The following is an 18,037-nucleotide window of genomic DNA, read 5'->3' on the forward strand; positions in this document are numbered from 1 at the left end:
CGTCGGCCGCGGCCGGCATCCGGGGCGGGGCGGTCCTGGGACCGTCCCCTCCGAGCCGCGCGGGCCGGCGGGTGCGCGCCCGGCTCAGGCGGTCTCGTCGCGGGTGCGGTGCACGGAGTAGCCGACCAGCGCGGCGCCGAGCACCAGGCAGGCCGCGCCGCCGACCGCATAGGGCGTGGTGTCGAGGCTGCCGGTGTCGGCGAGGTAGTGGGCCGGTCCGCCGTTCTCGGCCGGCGCGCCGCCGGGCCGGGTGGTGGTCGAACCGATACCGGACTCCCGCGTATCGGAATTCTTCTTTTCGGTGGATCCGTCGCCGGTATGCCTCTCGGCGCCGGACGGGTCCGACACATTCGCCTGCCCCGGAGCGGCCGGCGCGGATTCCGCCCGCAGGCCGGAATGTGTCGCTCCGTCATCTTCCACGATCGCGTTGGCGGACGGCACGAACCACAGGGCGAACAGCACCGATCCCGCGGCAGCGGCGGTCAGTAGTGGTCGTCGTGCGGTCACGAAAGCTATCCCCCTTGTGGGTTCGGCGAATTGGCCGTTGACCGCAGATGTTAGTGACCGCCGCGGGTCGCGCGGTAGTCGGGACCCGGACGTGCATACCCTCCGTTCATGAGCAATGGCGAGACATCACGCTTTGTACGGCTTCACGTCGAACTGGTCATGGAGGTCACCGACGCCGCGCAGCTGACCGGCGCCGCCTTCGACCGGATCACCGCCGACCCCGCGCTCCCCGAAGAGGAACGCAGGCAGTCGCAGGAGACGGTCAGAGACGACCCGGCGGAGGCGCTGGCCCATCTCATCGATCCCTTCGACCTGGTCGCCGAGGTGCCGGGCACCGAACTCGCCCAGGCGTCCTGGAGCAGTGAGGAGATGACCGACTACGACCCGGACGCCGAGTGGGACGCGGCGGAGTGGGACCTTGCGGACGACACGGACGGGGAGGGCTGACCCCGGCTCCACCGCCCTTCCACCGAGGCCCCCGCACGGCGCGCCGTGCGGGGGTCGATGACGTGTGGGGCGCCCGCTCGTTATCCCGGCCGGGACGCCGAATGGGGCCGGGGGCGTGGGGGCGGTGAATCGGAGGAATCGGAGGCGGGTCGTGCGCCGGGGCGCAAGCCCGCTCTCGGCCACGCCACAGTCAGGCGTTATGCAGCACCTCACAGCTATATGCGTGATCTGCAGCATTCGCTGCGCGATGGTCGTTTTGCCCGCGATTACGTGTCCTTCCCCACAATTCCGCCAGGAATGGAGTGGGCGAAAGGGATAGGGCGTTCCATGGGGAGTCGGCCGGAATGCCTGCGTCCAGATATGTCTGCGCTCGGTTGGCGGCCCGCTCGGGGATTTTTCGCAAATCGGCAGCAATGGAGAAGCGTGTGATGACGGACCGCAAGCGCCGCAAGGGCCTCATAGCCAGTGCCGCGCTGATCGGGGGCGTTCTCACGGTCGCCGCGTGTGGCGGCAGTGCCACCGCACACGGTGGCGGTGCGGACACCGGACGCCCCGACGGCACCCGGCACGAGAGCACCCAGCAGGTCGACGAGGCCGCCGCCCAGGACGCCTCGCAGGCGAAGATCACCATTACGCCGAGGAACGGCTCGACGGACGCCGGCCTCAGTGACATGGCGGTGACCGCCAGTGGCGGCAAGCTCACCGACGTCACCATGACCACGGTCGTCGCGCACCAGAACGAGAAGACCCAGCGGAAGACCGTCGAGGGCACCCTCGCGGCCGACGGCTCCTCCTGGAAGCCCAAGCAGGCGCTGTCCCGCGCGACGACCTACCAGGTCACCGCCCACGCGGTGGACGCCCAGGGCCGCACGGCGGTGGAGAACTCCACCTTCACCACGGTCTCCCCGACCAACAGCTTCCTCGGGAACTTCACCCCCGAGGACGGCTCGACGGTCGGCGTCGGCATGCCGGTGTCGATCAACTTCGACAAGCCGGTCAAGAACCGCCAGGCCGTCCAGTCGGCGATCACGGTCGCCTCCAGCAGCAACCAGCAGGTCGTCGGCCACTGGTTCGGCAACAAGCGGCTGGACTTCCGGCCCAAGGACTACTGGAAGCCGAACTCCCAGGTCACGATGAAGCTCGCGCTCGACGGCGTCGAGGCGTCGCCGGGCGTGAAGGGCATCCAGAACAAGACCGTCCGCTTCACCGTCGGCCACTCCCAGGTCAGCACCGTCGACGCCAAGACGCACCTGATGACGGTGGTCCGCGACGGCAAGGTCGTCAAGACCATCCCGATCTCCTCGGGCAGCGACGACCACCCGACCTACAACGGCCAGATGGTCATCTCCGAGAAGTTCAAGCAGACCCGGATGGACGGCTCCACCGTCGGCTTCACCAACAACGACGGCAAGGGCGAGTACGACATCCCCGACGTCCCGCACGCCATGCGGCTGTCGAGCTCCGGCACCTTCATCCACGGCAACTACTGGGGCAAGGGCATCTTCGGCAAGGCCAACACCAGCCACGGTTGCATCGGCCTGGAGGACGTCAAGGGCGGCAACGACCCGTCCACCAACGCCGCGTGGTTCTTCGCCCACTCGCAGCTCGGCGACGTCGTCAAGGTGATCAACTCCCCGGACAAGACCATCAAGCCGGACAACGGGCTCAACGGATGGAACATGTCCTGGTCCCAGTGGCTCGCGGGCAGCGCCGTCTGACCCGACACGGCGGGCGGTGACGCCGCCCCGCGCACCCGCCCGACGCGCGCACCACCGAGACGACCGGCGCCCGGCACCCCGCAGACCACGCGGGGCGTCGGGCGCCGGTCGCTGCATACGGGGCGCGCGGCACGGGCCCGGAGTCCGGGGCGGGCGGCGCCGGCGGCCGTCCGTACAGTGGCCGGGTGAGCGAGCACGCGAGGAACGACGGTGGGAAGCGCGATCGGCAGGGCCGCGGACGCGACGGCGCAGCGGGCGCGGGAGCCCGGCCCGGCGGCGACCCCGCCCGCCAGGCCGCCGACCTGCTCGGCACCATCCTCGGCAGCGTCCGCTACGCCGCGGACGGCCCGGCCGCCGAGGACGCCGTCGAGGCGGGTGCCTCGATGCTGGCCGCCGCGGCGCCGGGCTGGGAGGCGATGAGCGCGGCCGTGGTCACGGCCGCCGTGGACGCCGTCCGACGGTGCTGGGCGGGCGGCTGGCAACCCGCCGACCTGGAGCGGATCGTCCGGCGGGACGCTCCGGACGCCGCGACGGCGGAGCTGGTCGTCGACGCCGTCGCCGCCGAGGAGGCCCGCCGCCCTGGCGCGTCCGGCCCGGCCAGGGACCCCCGCTGGCGCGCCCAGCTCGACCGCCTCGACGCCCGCGTCTGGTGGGGCGCCGACCCCGCCTATCTGGACGCCCTGACGGCCCGCCGCCGCGCCACCCGCTTCGAGACCGCCTGCGACGTCCTGACCGCGCTGCGCCTGCTCGCCCGGCTGCCCCGGATCACTCCGCTGCCGGCCCCGCCCGGCCCGTCCGGTCCGTCCGGCGGGAGCGGGCCCGGCGGCGCGCCCGCCTCCCGGATGCTCGGCCGGATCCGCGGCCTGCTCGCCAAGGCGGAGGCGACCACCTTCGCCGAGGAGGCCGAGGCACTGTCCGCCAAGGCCCAGGAACTGATGGCCCGTCACAGCATCGACGAGGCCCTCCTCACCCACACCCACGGCCCCGGAGGGAACCAACCCGCCGACGGCCCCTCGGCGATCCGCATCGGCATCGAGGGCCCCTACGAACAGGGCAAGGCGCTGCTCCTCGACGCCGTCGCGGCCGCCAACCGCTGCCAGGCCGTCTGGGCCGCCGAACTCGGCTTCTCCACCGCCGTCGGCTTCCCGCCCGACCTGGAGGCGACCGAACTCCTCTACACCTCGCTGCTCCTCCAGGCCACCGCCGCGATGCACCGCGCGGCCGACGAGCACCACGCCCGCGGCCGCTCCCGCCGCACCCGCGACTTCCGCCAGACCTTCCTCGTGGCGTACGCGGACCGCATCCGCACCCGCCTCTCCGCGGCCACCGCCGCCGCCACGGCCGCGGCCTCCGCCGAAGCCGCCGCCGCGGACCGGCTCCTCCCGGTCCTCGCCGCCCGCGAACTCGCCGTCGAGGAGACCACCGGCACGCTCTTCCCCGACACCGCCCCGGTCCGCCTGCGCGGCATCCGCGACGCCGCCGGCTGGGACCAGGGCACCGCCGCCGCCGACCACGCCCGCCTCGACCCCACCCGGCGCCCCGGACTAGGCCAAGAGTGAGGCCGGAGCCACGAGTTGGGCGCGCTCGTGCAATTCCCGTGCGGCGTGATTTCTGAGGTGGGGCCGGATGAGCCGGAACATGTTGGTGATGCGTCGGTCCACCCGCCCGCTCTGCACCAGGGGATATTCGTCCAGGGCTTCATTCCATGTCGCACAAGCCGCTTCCAAGTGGCCGACCTTGAGCTGGAATTCGGCGAGCGTGGCCCGCTCCTTCACCCGGGACCTGCGATAGACGTCGTAACACAGCCGGTCCGACTCCTGCATGGCCTCGACCGCCCCTGGCACATCCCCCAGTTCGTGACGGACGTGGCTGATGTGGTAATGCAGCGCTGACGGGTCGTAGGAGCCGAACGCCTTCTCCCTGGATTCGGCCTTCTCCATGGCGACTTCGGCCTCCCTCAGGTACATCAGCGCTTTTTGACTGTCGCCGATCTGCGCAAACGCGTGCGCCTGCTGTCCGGTGAGGAAAGCGCGCATGCGCGGCCCGGCTTGCGGGGAGGCGGCAGCGGCAGCGTCGGCAAGTCGCGCCGCCTGCCTGCCGTGCCCCAGGTCGACGGCCTGGACGCTCATTCCCCGTAGCGTCGTGCAGTACGTCAGATGGTCCTCCGACGCGCCGGCAAGTTCCAAAGCCTTGAGGTAGTACTGCTGCCCCAAGCCCTCCAGCCCCTCGTCCACGGCCATATACCCGGTCAGGTAGCACAAATCCGCGGCAGCCGACATCATCGCCTTGCGTACCGGCTCGGGGGCCGCGGCCCGTAGATACGGGGCCACGGTATTGACCAAGAAAGCCGCGGCCATCGGGCGTGCGTGGCGTCCGCCGAACTGGTCGTCCAGTTCCGACACCCGCTCGGTCATGGCGATGACCATGTCGACCTCGGGCATGCCGATGCGCTGAGTCCGGCCGAGTTGGACTTCTTCCATCCGGCCCACCACATCGGGCCAATTGGGCACGGTCAGCGCGACGGAGAAGAGACTCATGCCGAGGACGCTGCGGCGCGAGGGATCCACGTCCCCCCGACCGAGGTCGACCAGCCCTTCGACCGTGCCCGCAGCGGCGTCCGAAGCGTCGGCAGGGGCTGGGAACCCGGCCTCGGCATGGGTGACCGGGCGTCCCAGCCTCCGGGCCAGGGCCTCCAGGATCAGCGGCCTGACCTCCTCCTTCGGCAGGTGCCCCTGACGCCACTGATGAGCCGATGGCTCGCGGTACTTGAGCGGGGTTCCTCTCTCGGTCCCGACGCGGTTCACGGCCTGGACGAACTGCCGCAGCGTCCAGCCGGTCTGCCGGTAAAGCCGTTCGAGGTGCCGATTCGGTTCCCGAGCGCCCACTAGCCCTCAACTCCCCGGTGTGCACGAGCGCTTAAAGCTCTTAAAAGCCGCTGCCGGTGCAACGGTACCGCCGGCTGTAGCGAGGCGGTTGCCTAGAGCGAGCACCGGCCCTCCTCGCGTCATGGCCGCCGCCCATCGGCGAGACGACGAGAGGACCCCCGCGACCGTGGTGGACGGTCCGGGGGCGTGGCCGTCAACCAACAAGGAGTTGACGACGTGACCAACGCTACCGCGCGATACTTAATCCCGTTGCTGCGGCTGCTCTTTCCCGCGCGAGGCTGCCACCGGTCGGCCGGTGCGCCACCCGTCGCCCGGCGTGCGGACGCGCCGGCGCGCGTACGTCCTCGCGTTCCCGTCCGGCATGCGGGACTGCTTCGTGGCGAGGATTCGGCCCTGGTCCGCCCGTATGTGCTGACTCCCGAGGAGTGGCGCAGGCGTCGCCCCGGGCATGCGCGGGGGCGGACGCCGTGGCCGGCCGTGCACGGCGGCGAGGCCGGCCCGCGCCGGATCCACGGGGCGGAGGTGGGGGTCTGATGCCCCGCAACTGCCGTCCCGTTCACCTCGGGGAACCGGTGTCGGCGCCGGAGCCCGCGCCGGTCGCCGGGTGCGACGTGTGCGCCGCCCTGGCCCAGCAGCGCGCGGCGGCGCACGCCATCGGCGACAAGTCGACCGTCATCGACCGCAACATCGAGATCCGCCGCCACCCGCACGCCGAGGTGGCGCGGACATGAGCGCGGCACTCGTCGAGATCCGCCGACGGGCTCCGGCCCCCTACCGCCGTCGGGCTCGATGCCGCCGTACCGCATCGCGGTTGGCGCAGGCGTGGGAGCAGTAGCGCTGCCGGCCGCCCCGGGTGAAGTCGGCGAACACCCGGTCGCACTCGGCCAGTGCGCAGCGACCGAGGCGGTCCATGCCGCGCCCGGTCAGGTGCAGGGCCGTGCCGACGCTGACCACCGCACGGACCACGGCGCCCAGGCCGAGGCCGTCGTCGCGGTAGTGGATGTGCCAGCCCCCGTCGGCGTGGTCGGTCACGCGGGGGTGCCCGGCGGAGGAGGCCAGCAACGCGTTGACCAGGGCGGCCCGTTGCCCATGGGTTTCGGCGTCGGCCACGGCCAGCCAGCGCGGGAGGAAGTCCAGGATCTCCGCCAGGTCGCCTGCGCCCACCGGGCGGTCGATGGCCATGCCCGCCGCCAGGCAGCGCGCGGCGAACTCCTCGGGGGTGCGCGGTGGTTCGGCCGCGAGCTGGACCATGAACCGCACGGGGTCTTCTCCGTAAGGGTTTTGCTGCATAAGGGCATTACAGCACCCTTGAGTGAACGGTTCCCGTTCGGAAGGGACCCGTTCGCGACCGACGCCACCGGCCCGGTCCGCGACGTCATCACGACGTCATCGACGTCATCGCGACGTCATCGACGTCATCACGACGTCATCACGAGTGGACGAGGTGAGGAGCACATGATGAGTCAAGCCCCTGCGAACACCGGGCGGCCGGCCCCGGTGTCCGTGCTCGGACTCGGAGCGATGGGACGGCAGTTGGCCCGCGCTCTGCTGTCGGCCGGGCATCCGACCACGGTGTGGAACCGCACCCCGGCCAAGGCCGACGCACTCGTCGCGCAGGGCGCGCGGCGTGCACGGACGGTGGCCGACGCGGTGGCCGCGAGCCCGCTGGTGATCGTGTGCGTACTGAACGGCGAGGTCGTCCACCGGATCCTGGAGCCGGTCGGGGCGGCGCTGTCCGGAAAGGCGCTGGTCAACCTCACCTCCGACACTCCCGACCGCAACCGCCGGGCCGCCGCGTGGGCGGCCGAACACGGCATCGCGTACCTCGGCGGCGCGATGCTGATGCCGCCCACCCTGGTCGGCAGGCCCGAGGCGACCGTCCTCTACAGCGGTTCGCGCCGCGCCCACGCCGAGCACGAGACCACACTCAAGGCCCTGGCAGGCCGGGCGCCCTACCTCGGCACCGACCCCGGGACGGCCACCGCCTACGACGTGGCGCTGCTGAGCCTCTACTACGCGGGTCTGGCCGGCATGGTCAACGCCTTCGCCCTGGCCGGCGGGGAGGGCATACCGGCCCAGGACCTCGCGCCGCACCTGGACGTCATCCTGGGCCAGTTCCCGTCCGTCGCGGTGAGCATGGCCAGGGACATCGACGCCGGACGGTACTCCGGAGAGGCGGACGTCCTCGCGATCCACACGGCGGGGCTCGCCCACATCATCGAGACCTCCCGGAGCCACGGCATCAACACCGACGTGCTCCGCGCGGTCAAGGGCCTGGTGGACCGGGCGATCGCCGCGGGGTACGGCGACGCCGAATTCGCCGGCGTGATCGAGGAAATGCGCGGCTGAGCGGCGACAGGTCTTCCCTTCCGGTCCGGCCCGTCACGGACCAGTAGGCCGCAACCGCCCCCTGGCGCCCTTATCCAGGATCCGCGACTTCGTCAGCAATGAAGGCAGTTCGTGAGCAGTGGATCAGCAAATTCGCAAATTCGCGATCCCGTTGACAATGACTACGTCCCGTAGTGATCCCCGATCGGGCAGGATCGTCGAGGACCGGTGCAGCCGGGACGACGTCGGTCTCCTCGAATGCCCGGAGTGGGGCGGTCGATACGATGTGGGGATGCTGTCGATGGTGGTGGCGCCCCGGGGGAGCGAGCCGGCGGTGCTGCGCAACGCGGACGCCCTTCATGATGCGGCGAGCACCATGAAGGTGGCCGTGCTGGCGGCTGTGCACCGCAGCGGTCTGGACCTGAACGCGCAGATACCGGTGGTCAACGAGTTCCGGTCGGTGACGGGCGGCAGCTACGGCAACAGCCCGGAGTGGGACAGCGATCCGTTGCCCTGGGAGCGGATCGGCGACCTGGCCTCAGTGCGCTGGCTCGCCGGCCGTATGGTCACCCACTCGTCCAACCTTGCGACGAACCTGTGCCTGGCGCAGGTCGGACAGGCGGCCGTGGCCCGGGTCTGGCGGCAAGCCGGGGCCACGGCCAGCGGCAGCCCGCGCGGGATCGAGGACTACGCAGGGCGCGACGCCGGCGTTCACAACAGGGTGTCCGCCCGGGATCTGGCCCGGCTGCTGGACTCCCTGGAGCCGGAGGTGCTGGCGCTGCTGGAGCACAACGTCCACCGTGTGGACATCGCGGCCGGGCTGCCCCCCGGTACGCGCCTGGCCGGGAAGAACGGCTGGTTTCCCGGGCTGCGCCACAGCGCCGCCGTCGTCTATCCCGCGGACGTTGATCCGTATGTCCTCGCTGTCTGCTACACGGGGTCGCTGGCGAGCGGCCGCGCGGTGGACGATCCGGCAGCCCGGCTGCTGGCCCGTATCTCAGCGGGAGTGTGGCGCCACCGGCATGTCCTTGCCAGCTGCGGCGTCTGACACCAGGCCGTCCTGGGGCGGGCCGGAGCCGGCGGGGTCTGCGACAGTGGCAGCCAGTGCCTCGATGGCGGTGTGGTTGAGCAGATTGATGCGGACGTAGCCTGGGTGGCCGTCGAGTTCGAAGTACCGCTCGTCGAGCGCCAGGAACCAGCGGTGCGGGACGCGTGGCCGGGCGAAGAGGAAGAAACCGGTCTCGACCGGTGTCCGCGCGGCGAGCGCACCGCTCGACGTGAGTTGCGCGTGGTTGTCGCGGATATGTCCGACCAAGTCGCCGTTGCCGTGCTGTGCCATGAGATCCGCGGCGCGGTGGGCGAAGAGGCGGTCGGAGACGGCGACGTCACCGTGCAGGTTGATGTGCAGGTCGGCCAGTTCCTCACGCAGCGCGGCGGGAACCAGCAGGTGAGCGCAGCGATACCCGTGGATCGACAGGTACTTGGTCGGGCACACCATGCGCAGGGTGCGCTCGACCGGCAGGCGGGCGCTGGCCTCGCCTGGCTGCCCGTCCCAGGGCATGTACTGGAACGTGCCGTCCACGAACACCAGCGAATCGGTGGCCCGCTGCCATGCCGCGATCGCGTTCAGAACATCTATCGGCACCCGGCGGCCGGCGTACCAGACGGGGTCGGTCAGCACGAGGACCGTTCGCTCACCGGGCAGGCTCAGGTCGAACTCCGGCTGGTACGCGTGGCCCGAGGCCACCGGTACCGGTTCGATGCCGAACTCGCGTAAGAGATAGGCCAGTTTGTAGTAGACGGGCGCCACGTAGTGGACCCGTCGGTGGCCGTTGATGGCCAGCCAGGTGACGAATGTCCCGAGCACGCTGCTCGAACCGCCGGCCGGGACGACGTTCCGCTCGCTGTAGGACACCCGGTCGTAGCGCTCGTGCATCGCGGCAATCTTGGACCGGAGCCTCAGATCCTCGTCCAGGCCGGCGTACCGGGTGATGTCCGCCAGGCGATGCGGCGCGGTATGGGCGAGTTCCCCCAGGTACTTCTCCACATAGGGGTGGCCGCCGTTGTAGTCGGACAGGAAGACACGAGCGCCCGGTCGCTGCCGCTCCGCCTCGATGTGTTCGTGCCACTCCAGCATGCGGAACAGTGAGGGGATCGCAGACCGTCCTGGCCTGGTGCGCATTCTTCTCCCTGATGTGAACGGAGGCCCTGCCCGGCTCCCGTCCGGGTACGGGACGAGGGGGGACCGGGCCCGCCCGCCGCGTGCCTGGCCGGCAGCGCGTCGTTCCTACCCGCACCGCCCGCGCGGGAAGCGGTCCCACCCGAGGATGACGCAGAACATCCGCTCCCGGGCCCGACGCAGTCGTCCTGCACCGTCTGCTGGACAGCGCTCGCGACATCGGGCGCCCTACCGCGAAACCAGCTGCGCCCTGCATAGCCGTTGAACTCCGGTGAGCGAAACCGGCGTTCCACAAGACCATGGGTACCTCACTCGCTGTCACCGACTCCGAACGCGGAGGACCATCGAGTGCTCACCACCCGCCGACACGGCCGCTGCTCACTGGACGCGGATTCCGGCGTTTCCGCAGGAGCCAGTGTGAACGAAGCAGCGGACCCTACGCCTTACGGCCGCTTGGCGGCGTCCCACCTCCGGGTCGGCGGCGAGCGCGAGCACCGCCTCGCGGAGGGTGGCGGCGTCCGCCTGGTCCATCGGGAGGTGGCGGGCCACGCCGAGTCCCTGGAGCATGTCCGCGTTGCCGAACTGGTCGGCGGCCTGCGGGACGGCCACCATGGGTGTGGCGGTGGCCAGACCCTCCTGGCTGCTCCCGGCGCCGGCGTGCGTGCCGAAGGCGTCGACCTGCTTCAGGATCGCCAACTGCGGTACGCACTGGTGCACTTCGACGTTTCCGGGAATCTCCCCGAGCTCGTCGGCGGTGACGTGCTTGCCCACTTGGAGCACGACGTGCCGGTCCGGCAGGCCGCCGAACGCCTTGACGCACTCACGGTAGAAACCGGGCTGCTCGGTGAAGGACGAGCCGAGCGAGACGAGCAGCACCCGCTCGACGTCCGAGGGCCGCGCCCAGTCGCCCTGCGTCGTGCGGTCGCCCCGGCAGGCGCCGACGCAGGAGCGGACGTTCTCGTCGACCCGGTCGGCCTGCGGCTGCAGCGCCCTGGGGATGAGCACGATCGACCGGTCGGGGCGACCGACGAACGGGTCGGGGTGCTGCGTGATCCCGTTCTCCACAAGCCAGTTGGTGAACTTCTCGTAGTACGCCCTACCGCGCTCGCTCGCCTTGACTTCCGCCCACATCGGCTCGGAGACCTCCTCCTCGTACCCCTCCCACGCGACGAGGTTCGGCGAGAGGGAGATCGCGGGCACGCCCCAGCGGTGAGCGAGGACGCGCGCCGGATACGAGGTGTGTGAGGGCTACAGAGCGTTGAACGGAGGCACGATACGGACGATGATGATCAGCGGGTCGCGCGGAGCCACCAGGAAGTAGAACCAGCCGCCAGCGGCGTCCATGCGGCGCAGTCCGCCCGGTCGGGGACCGTTGCCGAAGTCGCTGACGTCGATGCCCGTACTTGCAAGGTCGACGAGTTGGCCGGCCAGACGTTCCACTTCCGCCACTACGTGAACGGGGATGCCGTCCGATACATGGCGGTGGTCGGGGTCGTACTCCCAGCGCCAGCCAGCGCTCACCGGGTCGGGAGGCCGACGGCGGCGTGGGCTTCGTCCAGGATCCTGCCGATCTCGGAGGCGGCTTGCAGTGCCTGAGCCGCGTCGCCCGACTCGGCGGATTCCTCCCACCGGCGGAGGTCCGCTGCAGCGTCGGGCCGACGCTGGATGTGGACATAGACGGCCCACTGAGCGATGAACCGCTGGAGCGGTGCCAGGTCGGAGCCCTGCCGGGACTGGTCGGCCGCTTGGTCCAACTCCCGGGTGAACGCCGGCAGCGCTGCGGGTGCGATCTGACTGATGGCCTGCCGCAGCGCGGCTACCGTGGCAGGGGGCTGGGGAATGAGTGGCTGCCCAGCGGCGGAGGTGGTCATGGCTGCTCCCATGGGCGCGATTCTGGTCCCATGCGTCAGCGTATCGGGCGTGAGTGCTCTCCCTCCGCTCGAACGAGTGAGGGAGAGGCGATACGCCTACCAGCGCCCGTCCCGGCTTGGCGGGCGTGGCGGAGACCGACCGGCGCCTGGAGCGTTCTACTGCTCCGTGACTTCCGGGGCGGGCACGATCCCCGTGGGGCAGGACCGACCCCAGTTCGTCTCCGACGGGGCACTCAGCTTGACGCCGGTCCCGCCGATGCCGCAGTAGCCGGCGGGGTTCTTGTCGAGGTACTGCTGGTGGTACGCCTCGGCCGGGTAGAAGGGGCGGGTGGTGTCGGCGGGGAGGATCTCGGTGGTGATGTCGCCGTAGCCGGAGGAGTGGAGGACGTTGCGGTAGGCGTCGCGGGAGGCTTCGGCGGCCTGCTGCTGGGCGGGGGAGTGGGTGTAGATCGCCGAGCGGTACTGGGTGCCGACGTCGTTGCCCTGGCGGAAGCCCTGGGTGGGGTCGTGGGACTCCCAGAACAGCTTCAGGAGGGACGTGTACGGGACGACCGCGGGGTCGAAGACGACGCGGACGGCCTCGGTGTGGCCGGTGTGGCCGCTGCAGACCTCTTCGTAGGTGGGGTTCGGGGTGTGGCCGCCCTGGTAGCCGACGAGGGTGGTCCAGACGCCGTCGGTCTGCCAGAACTTCCGCTCGGCGCCCCAGAAGCAGCCCAGCCCGAAGTCGGCGACCTCCAGGCCCTCCGGGTACGGGCCGAGCAGCGGATTGCCGAGGACGGTGTGCCGGTCGGGGACGGCGAAGGCCCGCTCGGGGCGTCCCTTCAGCGCTTCCTCGGAGGTGGGGAGGTGGGTCTTGAAGCGGGAGAACAGCATCAGGATCGTGCTCCAGGGAGAGGGCGGGCGGGAAGCGGGGCAGGAGGGGCGGGCGGTGTCCGTGTCCGTATCCCGTTTCCATTCCGGTCCCGGGTTCGGGTTCGGGTTCCGTTTCGGTGGAACGTCCGGGGAGTGGTGGGCATTCCGGGCCCCGTTCGTTCCTGGGAACTTCGCTTGCGGGGGTGGGGTTGGCTAGTCCTGTGCGCGGAAGTTCGCCGAGGTGCCGCCGAGCTGTTCCCAGCCCGCGATGGCCAGGGCGCGGTACGCGGCGTACTCGGCGGCCGGGCTGCGTCCGTAGGACCAGGGGACGGCGCCCACGTGGCCGTCGACGAGGCGGAGCTGCTCCATCGCCTCGGCGTAGCGTTCCGCGCGGACCAGGAACCAGACCAGCAGGTGGCGGACGTGCGGTGCCATGGGGTGGTCGGCCGGGGCCTCCCGGAGGGCGAAGTGGGCGCCCTCTATGGCGCGTTCGACGACCGCGCTCTGGAAGAGGCTGCGGACCATGTTGGCCTCGGGGAGGTGCTCGTAGACCGCGAACAGCGGGAGGGCCGGCAGCAGGCTCTTCGCCGGGGCCTCGGCGGCGGCGCGCGCGGCGAACTCCTCGGCCTGCTCACGGGAGCCGTGCCACTTCTCCGACCAGTACGAGAGCGCCGCCAGATGCGCGCCCATGTGGTGCGGCGCCCGCTGGCGGACCTTGTTCCAGAGCTCTTCGTAGTCCGCGGGGCGCTCGCCCAGGCCGCGGGCGACGGCCAGCTCTGTGATGTACGGGATCGGGCTGCCGGGGGCCAGCAGCGCCGCATCCCGGCAGACCGTGCGGGCCTCCTCCAGGATCATCCGGAAGTCCTGCGAGCCGGGGTCGCGCAGGGCCTGGACGACCAGGAACTGGGCGTGCGTCTGGGCGCCGCCGGGGTCCTTGGGGGCCTCGGCGCGCCAGGTGCGCAGCCAGATGCCGCCGGTCCGCACGCCGCCGGGGGCCGCGGTCGCCGGCGGCGTGTCCGCGAGCTCGAACGCGGCCGCGCCGGCCAGCGTCTGCACCCGCTGCCAGCGCAGCTCCCAGTCCTCACCGGTGGACCGCAGCAGTTCGGCGGCCGGGCGCCAGTCGCGCGTCCGACGCATCTCGGCGAGCGCCTCGGTCAGCTGCTCGTCGGGGCCGGGCAGCCGCACGTCGAGCTGCTCCAGGGGCACGAAGCCGTAGCCGGCCATCGGGTCGGCGGCCACCGCGAGGCCCCGTTCGGTGTGCTGTACGGCCTTCCGGCGCCGCATCCAGGGCAGGAAGACCAGACCGCCGAGCGCGATCGCGGCGAAGAGAAGCAGCAGAGCGTCCATGTCGTGTGTCCTGGTCGGAGGGGCAGGGCGGCGGGTGGGAGGGGTCCGGCGGGCGGTGGTGCGGCGGTGGCCCGCGGTGCGGGCCGAGGCCCCGGCGCCGGTCGCGGTGCGGTCTCCCGTTCTCTCTTATGTATCCACTATCGAGCGAACGGATAAGTTCCGGAAAGTTCAGCCGCGCGGCCGACTACCCTCGGCAGGCATGAGCGAACAGCGCGACAAGCGCCACCAGCACTTCGAAACCCTTGCCATCCACGCAGGTCAGGAGCCTGACCAGGCCACCGGCGCGGTGGTACCGCCCATCTACCAGGTGTCCACGTACAAGCAGGACGGCGTGGGCGGGCTCCGCGGCGGCTACGAGTACAGCCGCAGCGCCAACCCGACCCGCACCGCCCTGGAGGAGAACCTCGCCGCCCTTGACGGCGGACGCCGCGGCCTGGCCTTCGCCTCCGGCCTCGCCGCCGAGGACTGCCTGCTGCGCACCCTGCTCGCGCCGGGTGACCACGTCGTGATCCCCAATGACGCCTACGGCGGCACGTTCCGCCTGTTCGCGAAGGTCGTCGAGCGGTGGGGCGTGGAGTGGTCGGTGGCCGACACCTCCGACCCGCAGGCCGTGCGGGACGCGCTGCGGCCCCGTACGAAGGTGATCTGGGTGGAGACGCCCAGCAACCCGCTGCTCGGCATCAGCGACATCGCGGCGCTCGCCGGCGTGGCCCGGGACGCCGGGGCCCGCCTGGTGGTCGACAACACCTTCGCCAGCCCCTACCTCCAGCAGCCGCTCGCCCTCGGGGCCGACGTGGTGGTCTACTCCACCACCAAGTACATGGGCGGTCACTCGGACGTGGTCGGCGGCGCGCTGGTCGTGAACGACGACACCCTGGGTGAGGAACTGGCGTACCACCAGAACGCGATGGGCGCGATCGCCGGCCCCTTCGACGCCTGGCTGGTGATGCGCGGCATCAAGACGCTGGCCGTCCGGATGGACCGGCACAGCGCCAACGCGGCACGCGTCGCCGAGCTGCTGACCTCCCACAAGAAGGTCACTCGGGTCTACTACCCGGGGCTGTCCGAGCACCCCGGCCACGAGGTCGCCGCCAAGCAGATGCGGTCCTTCGGGGGCATGGTGTCGTTCCAGGTGGCGGGCGGCGAGGAGGCGGCGGTGGAGGTCTGCAACCGCGCCAAGCTGTTCACCCTCGGGGAGTCGCTGGGCGGCGTGGAGTCGCTGATCGAGCACCCGGGGCGGATGACGCACGCCTCGACGGCCGGTTCGGCGCTGGAGGTCCCCGCGGACCTGGTGCGCCTCTCGGTGGGCATCGAGTCCGCCGACGACCTGCTGGCCGACCTCACGCAGGCGCTGGGCTGATCCGTCCTTCCGCCGCCCGGGCCGCCTTCGTGCCGGGGCGGTCCGGGGCATCCCGGGCCGGTCGGTCACGCCGGGCTGGTCCGCCGCTCCGCCCGTTCGCGGGTGGCCGGCTCCGGCCCGGTCCTCGGCGGCCGGCTGCCCGGCGTTCGGCCTCCGGTCCGCTCGCCACCGCTTCACCACCCCTCTACGGGCGGGGTGGCGCGATCCGGTGGCGGGTGGCGGATGGCGGGCGCTGGGGCTGGGCAACTCCCGCCTGGATGTGGGGGGTTAGCGGTGACCCGCCCGCGGATCGCCCCCCCCCGCACGCAGACGCACCGTCAGGTGCCCGTCGGTTGGCGTCCGTCGGTTGACGTCCGTCGGGTGGTGCCCGCCGGATGACCGCCGGGTCGCCGTCGGATCCGGCCGGACCCGTCAGGACGGTGCGGGCCCGCCCGGTGCCAGTGCGGTGATCTCGGCGAGCGAGGTGTTGAAGCGCGTCAGGAGCGCGGTGAACGCGTTGCGCTCCTCGTCGGTCCACTTCTCCGTCACCATCGCCATCAGCGCCCGCCGCGAGGCCCGGACCTCGTCCAGCCGGGCGTGACCGCGCTCGGACAGTTCGAGGACCACGGCGCGGCCGTCCTCGGGGTGGGTGGCGCGGTCGACCAGGCCGGCGTCTACCAGGGGCGCGACCTGCCGGGTGACGGTGGAGGAGTCGATCCCCATCCCGCAGGCCAGGGCCTTGACGCCCATCGGGCCTTCCTGGTCCAGGCGGTTGAGGAGCAGATAGGCGGCGCGGTCCATGGAGTTGCGCGCCTGCCCGACGCCGCCGAGCCGGCTCTGTTCGGCGCGGCGTGCGAAGACGGCCACTTGGTGCTGCAGCGCGTCGAGAAGAGCAGTGTCGGAGTGGGTCGACATGTCCGAAGGGGTGGGCATGGTCGGGGCTCGCTTCATGGAAGTGGGCATGGATGGGAAGACAGGGTACGCGGCCCCGGCGCGGGCCGTACCGGCGCAGGCGCGTACGGCCCGCGCCGGGGCCGGCGAAGCGGCCCTCCGGGCCCGCAGGTGTCCGCCATCCGGCCGGAAACGTCCCGCGGGTGGCCGAACTGCGAGACTGGCGGCATGGCCGACCACACGCCGCGTACGCCGCACCAGCCCGCCGGCTCCGGGGCCGCCGCACCGGCGGCACTTGCCGGGATCACGGTCGACGACGTGCGCGCGGCACAGAAGCTGCTCTCCGGGGTGTCCCGGGCCACCGCCATGGAGGGCAGCCGCTATCTGTCGGAGCTGGTGGGCGCCCCCGTCCACCTGAAGTGCGAGAACCTCCAGCGCACCGGATCGTTCAAGATCCGCGGCGCGTATGTGCGGATCGCCGGACTCTCGGCGGAGGAACGATCCGCCGGAGTGGTGGCGGCGAGCGCCGGCAACCACGCGCAGGGTGTGGCCCTCGCGGCGTCCCTGCTGGGGGTGGCCTCGACGGTCTTCATGCCGGTCGGCGCCCCGTTGCCGAAGGTCGCCGCGACCCGCGAGTACGGAGCCGAGGTCCGGCTGCACGGGCAGGTCGTGGACGAGACGCTGGCCGCCGCAGAGGAGTACGCGCGGCGGACCGGTGCGGTCTTCATCCACCCCTTCGACCACCGCGACATCATCGCGGGCCAGGGCACGGTCGGGCTGGAGATCCTCGAACAGTGCCCGGAGGTGCGCACCGTCGTCGTGGGGATGGGCGGTGGCGGGCTGGCAGCCGGCATCTCCCTCGCGGTCAAGGCGCTGCGGCCGGATGTGCGGGTGGTCGGGGTGCAGGCGGCGGCCGCGGCCTGTTATCCGCCGTCGCTGGCGGTGGGGCGCCCGGTGGCGATCGAGCCGCTGGCCACGATGGCGGACGGGATCAAGGTGGGGCGGCCCGGCGACGTGCCGTTCGGCATCGTGCGCGAGCTGGTGGACGAGGTCGTCACGGTCACCGAGAACGCGCTGTCCAGCGCCCTGCTGCTGTGCCTGGAGCGGGCGAAGTTGGTGGTGGAGCCGGCAGGCGGGAGCCCGGTCGCGGCGCTGCTGTCCTCGCCCGGCTCCTTCGAGGGGCCGGTCGTCGCGGTGCTCTCCGGCGGCAACGTGGATCCGCTCCTGCTGCAACGGGTCCTCCGCCACGGCATGGTCGCGGCCGGCCGCTACCTCTCCTTCCGGGTCCGCCTCACCGACCGCCCGGGGGCACTTGCCAATCTTCTCGGCGTCCTCACGGTGGCGGACGCCAACGTCCTCGACGTCGGACACGTCCGCATCGACCCCCGGCTCGGGCTCACCGAGGTCGAGGTCGAGCTCCATCTGGAGACCAAGGGGCCCGAGCACTGTGCCGAGGTGACCACGGCGCTGCGCGAGGCGGGGTACGACGTGCTCGCGGTCTGAGCCACGGGCGCCCGGCCGCTCCCGCCGGATCCGGGCGCCGCAGGCGCATCATCTCTCTTTGTAACGCGATGTATCGCGTTCGGGAGTAGAGTGTCGGCGCGGACGCGGGGGTGCCGCGCCACGGCCAGGGCGCCCCGCCGCGGACGAGCGCCCGGAGGCGCGCGCCCGGA

General features: G+C 71.6%; 17 protein-coding genes and 1 pseudogene. 8 read left to right on the top strand and 10 right to left on the bottom strand.

Features of this window, described 5'->3' with window-relative positions:
• Window positions 1–84: 84 nt before the first annotated feature.
• Window positions 85–507 (bottom strand): hypothetical protein, encoded by a 423-nt coding sequence (locus JNO44_RS26875; RefSeq protein ID WP_205366428.1) that lies wholly within the window; start codon window positions 505–507, stop codon window positions 85–87.
• Window positions 508–615: 108 nt separating this feature from the next.
• Between JNO44_RS26875 and JNO44_RS26880 the strand changes: the two genes are divergently transcribed.
• From JNO44_RS26880 to JNO44_RS26890, 3 genes are all read left to right on the top strand, one after another.
• The gene (locus JNO44_RS26880; protein WP_235094251.1) at window positions 616–954 is read left to right on the top strand and encodes a hypothetical protein; all 339 of its coding nucleotides are present in this window, start codon (window positions 616–618) and stop codon (window positions 952–954) included.
• Between the two features lie 428 nt (window positions 955–1,382).
• On the top strand, window positions 1,383–2,672 hold the full coding sequence (locus tag JNO44_RS26885; RefSeq protein ID WP_420882689.1) for a L,D-transpeptidase: 1,290 nt from the start codon (window positions 1,383–1,385) through the stop codon (window positions 2,670–2,672).
• A 185-nt stretch (window positions 2,673–2,857) separates the two neighbouring features.
• The gene (locus tag JNO44_RS26890; protein WP_205366430.1) at window positions 2,858–4,231 is read left to right on the top strand and encodes a DUF2786 domain-containing protein; all 1,374 of its coding nucleotides are present in this window, start codon (window positions 2,858–2,860) and stop codon (window positions 4,229–4,231) included.
• Here the strand turns inward: JNO44_RS26890 and JNO44_RS26895 are convergent.
• Window positions 4,217–5,557 (bottom strand): NsdA family TPR-like regulatory protein, encoded by a 1,341-nt coding sequence (locus JNO44_RS26895; protein ID WP_205366431.1) that lies wholly within the window; start codon window positions 5,555–5,557, stop codon window positions 4,217–4,219. The two genes, JNO44_RS26890 and JNO44_RS26895, sit on opposite strands and share 15 nt — an antisense overlap.
• A 533-nt stretch (window positions 5,558–6,090) precedes the next feature.
• Between JNO44_RS26895 and JNO44_RS26900 the strand changes: the two genes are divergently transcribed.
• Window positions 6,091–6,288, top strand: coding sequence for a hypothetical protein (locus JNO44_RS26900; RefSeq protein ID WP_073445947.1), 198 nt, complete (start codon window positions 6,091–6,093; stop codon window positions 6,286–6,288).
• Between the two features lie 40 nt (window positions 6,289–6,328).
• On the opposite strand, the gene JNO44_RS26905 is transcribed toward JNO44_RS26900, so the two are convergent.
• Entirely contained in the window at window positions 6,329–6,847 is a 519-nt protein-coding gene (locus JNO44_RS26905) for a CGNR zinc finger domain-containing protein (RefSeq protein WP_205366432.1), read from the bottom strand.
• A 168-nt stretch (window positions 6,848–7,015) separates the two neighbouring features.
• Between JNO44_RS26905 and JNO44_RS26910 the strand changes: the two genes are divergently transcribed.
• A complete protein-coding gene (locus tag JNO44_RS26910; protein ID WP_240167675.1) occupies window positions 7,016–7,906 on the top strand; it encodes an NAD(P)-dependent oxidoreductase in 891 nt (296 codons plus the stop codon).
• 271 nt (window positions 7,907–8,177) lie between these two features.
• Window positions 8,178–8,933, top strand: a complete 756-nt coding sequence (locus tag JNO44_RS26915; RefSeq protein ID WP_205366434.1) for a serine hydrolase — start codon at window positions 8,178–8,180, stop codon at window positions 8,931–8,933.
• Here the strand turns inward: JNO44_RS26915 and JNO44_RS26920 are convergent.
• From JNO44_RS26920 to JNO44_RS26945, 6 genes and pseudogenes are all read right to left on the bottom strand, one after another.
• The gene (locus JNO44_RS26920; RefSeq protein ID WP_205366435.1) at window positions 8,883–10,022 is read right to left on the bottom strand and encodes an aminotransferase class I/II-fold pyridoxal phosphate-dependent enzyme; all 1,140 of its coding nucleotides are present in this window, start codon (window positions 10,020–10,022) and stop codon (window positions 8,883–8,885) included. The genes JNO44_RS26915 and JNO44_RS26920 overlap by 51 nt on opposite strands.
• 420 nt (window positions 10,023–10,442) lie before the next feature.
• Window positions 10,443–11,300 (bottom strand): annotated as a pseudogene (locus JNO44_RS26925) (macrolide family glycosyltransferase); the annotation flags it as partial.
• Between the two features lie 12 nt (window positions 11,301–11,312).
• Window positions 11,313–11,585 (bottom strand): hypothetical protein, encoded by a 273-nt coding sequence (locus JNO44_RS26930; RefSeq protein WP_159508334.1) that lies wholly within the window; start codon window positions 11,583–11,585, stop codon window positions 11,313–11,315.
• Window positions 11,582–11,935, bottom strand: coding sequence for a DUF6247 family protein (locus JNO44_RS26935; protein ID WP_205370602.1), 354 nt, complete (start codon window positions 11,933–11,935; stop codon window positions 11,582–11,584). Before JNO44_RS26935 ends, JNO44_RS26930 begins: the two co-directional genes overlap by 4 nt.
• Before the next feature lie 156 nt (window positions 11,936–12,091).
• On the bottom strand, window positions 12,092–12,808 hold the full coding sequence (gene msrA, locus JNO44_RS26940) for a peptide-methionine (S)-S-oxide reductase MsrA (RefSeq protein WP_205366436.1): 717 nt from the start codon (window positions 12,806–12,808) through the stop codon (window positions 12,092–12,094).
• A 192-nt stretch (window positions 12,809–13,000) separates the two neighbouring features.
• On the bottom strand, window positions 13,001–14,134 hold the full coding sequence (locus JNO44_RS26945) for a hypothetical protein (RefSeq protein WP_205366437.1): 1,134 nt from the start codon (window positions 14,132–14,134) through the stop codon (window positions 13,001–13,003).
• Between the two features lie 199 nt (window positions 14,135–14,333).
• On the opposite strand from JNO44_RS26945, the gene JNO44_RS26950 reads away from it, so the two are divergent.
• Window positions 14,334–15,494 carry a cystathionine gamma-synthase gene (locus tag JNO44_RS26950; RefSeq protein WP_189860680.1) on the top strand — a complete coding sequence of 387 codons (1,161 nt, stop codon included), beginning with the start codon at window positions 14,334–14,336 and terminating at the stop codon, window positions 15,492–15,494.
• A 411-nt stretch (window positions 15,495–15,905) separates the two neighbouring features.
• Here JNO44_RS26950 and JNO44_RS26955 read toward each other — a convergent pair whose 3' ends face one another.
• A complete protein-coding gene (locus JNO44_RS26955; RefSeq protein ID WP_205366438.1) occupies window positions 15,906–16,406 on the bottom strand; it encodes a MarR family winged helix-turn-helix transcriptional regulator in 501 nt (166 codons plus the stop codon).
• 186 nt (window positions 16,407–16,592) lie between these two features.
• Here JNO44_RS26955 and ilvA point away from each other — a divergent pair, with 186 nt between their 5' ends.
• The gene (gene ilvA / locus JNO44_RS26960; RefSeq protein WP_235094258.1) at window positions 16,593–17,867 is read left to right on the top strand and encodes a threonine ammonia-lyase; all 1,275 of its coding nucleotides are present in this window, start codon (window positions 16,593–16,595) and stop codon (window positions 17,865–17,867) included.
• Window positions 17,868–18,037: the final 170 nt, after the last annotated feature.

It is taken from the genome of Streptomyces noursei (assembly GCF_016917755.1).
In the GTDB taxonomy this organism is placed as follows: domain Bacteria; phylum Actinomycetota; class Actinomycetes; order Streptomycetales; family Streptomycetaceae; genus Streptomyces; species Streptomyces yunnanensis.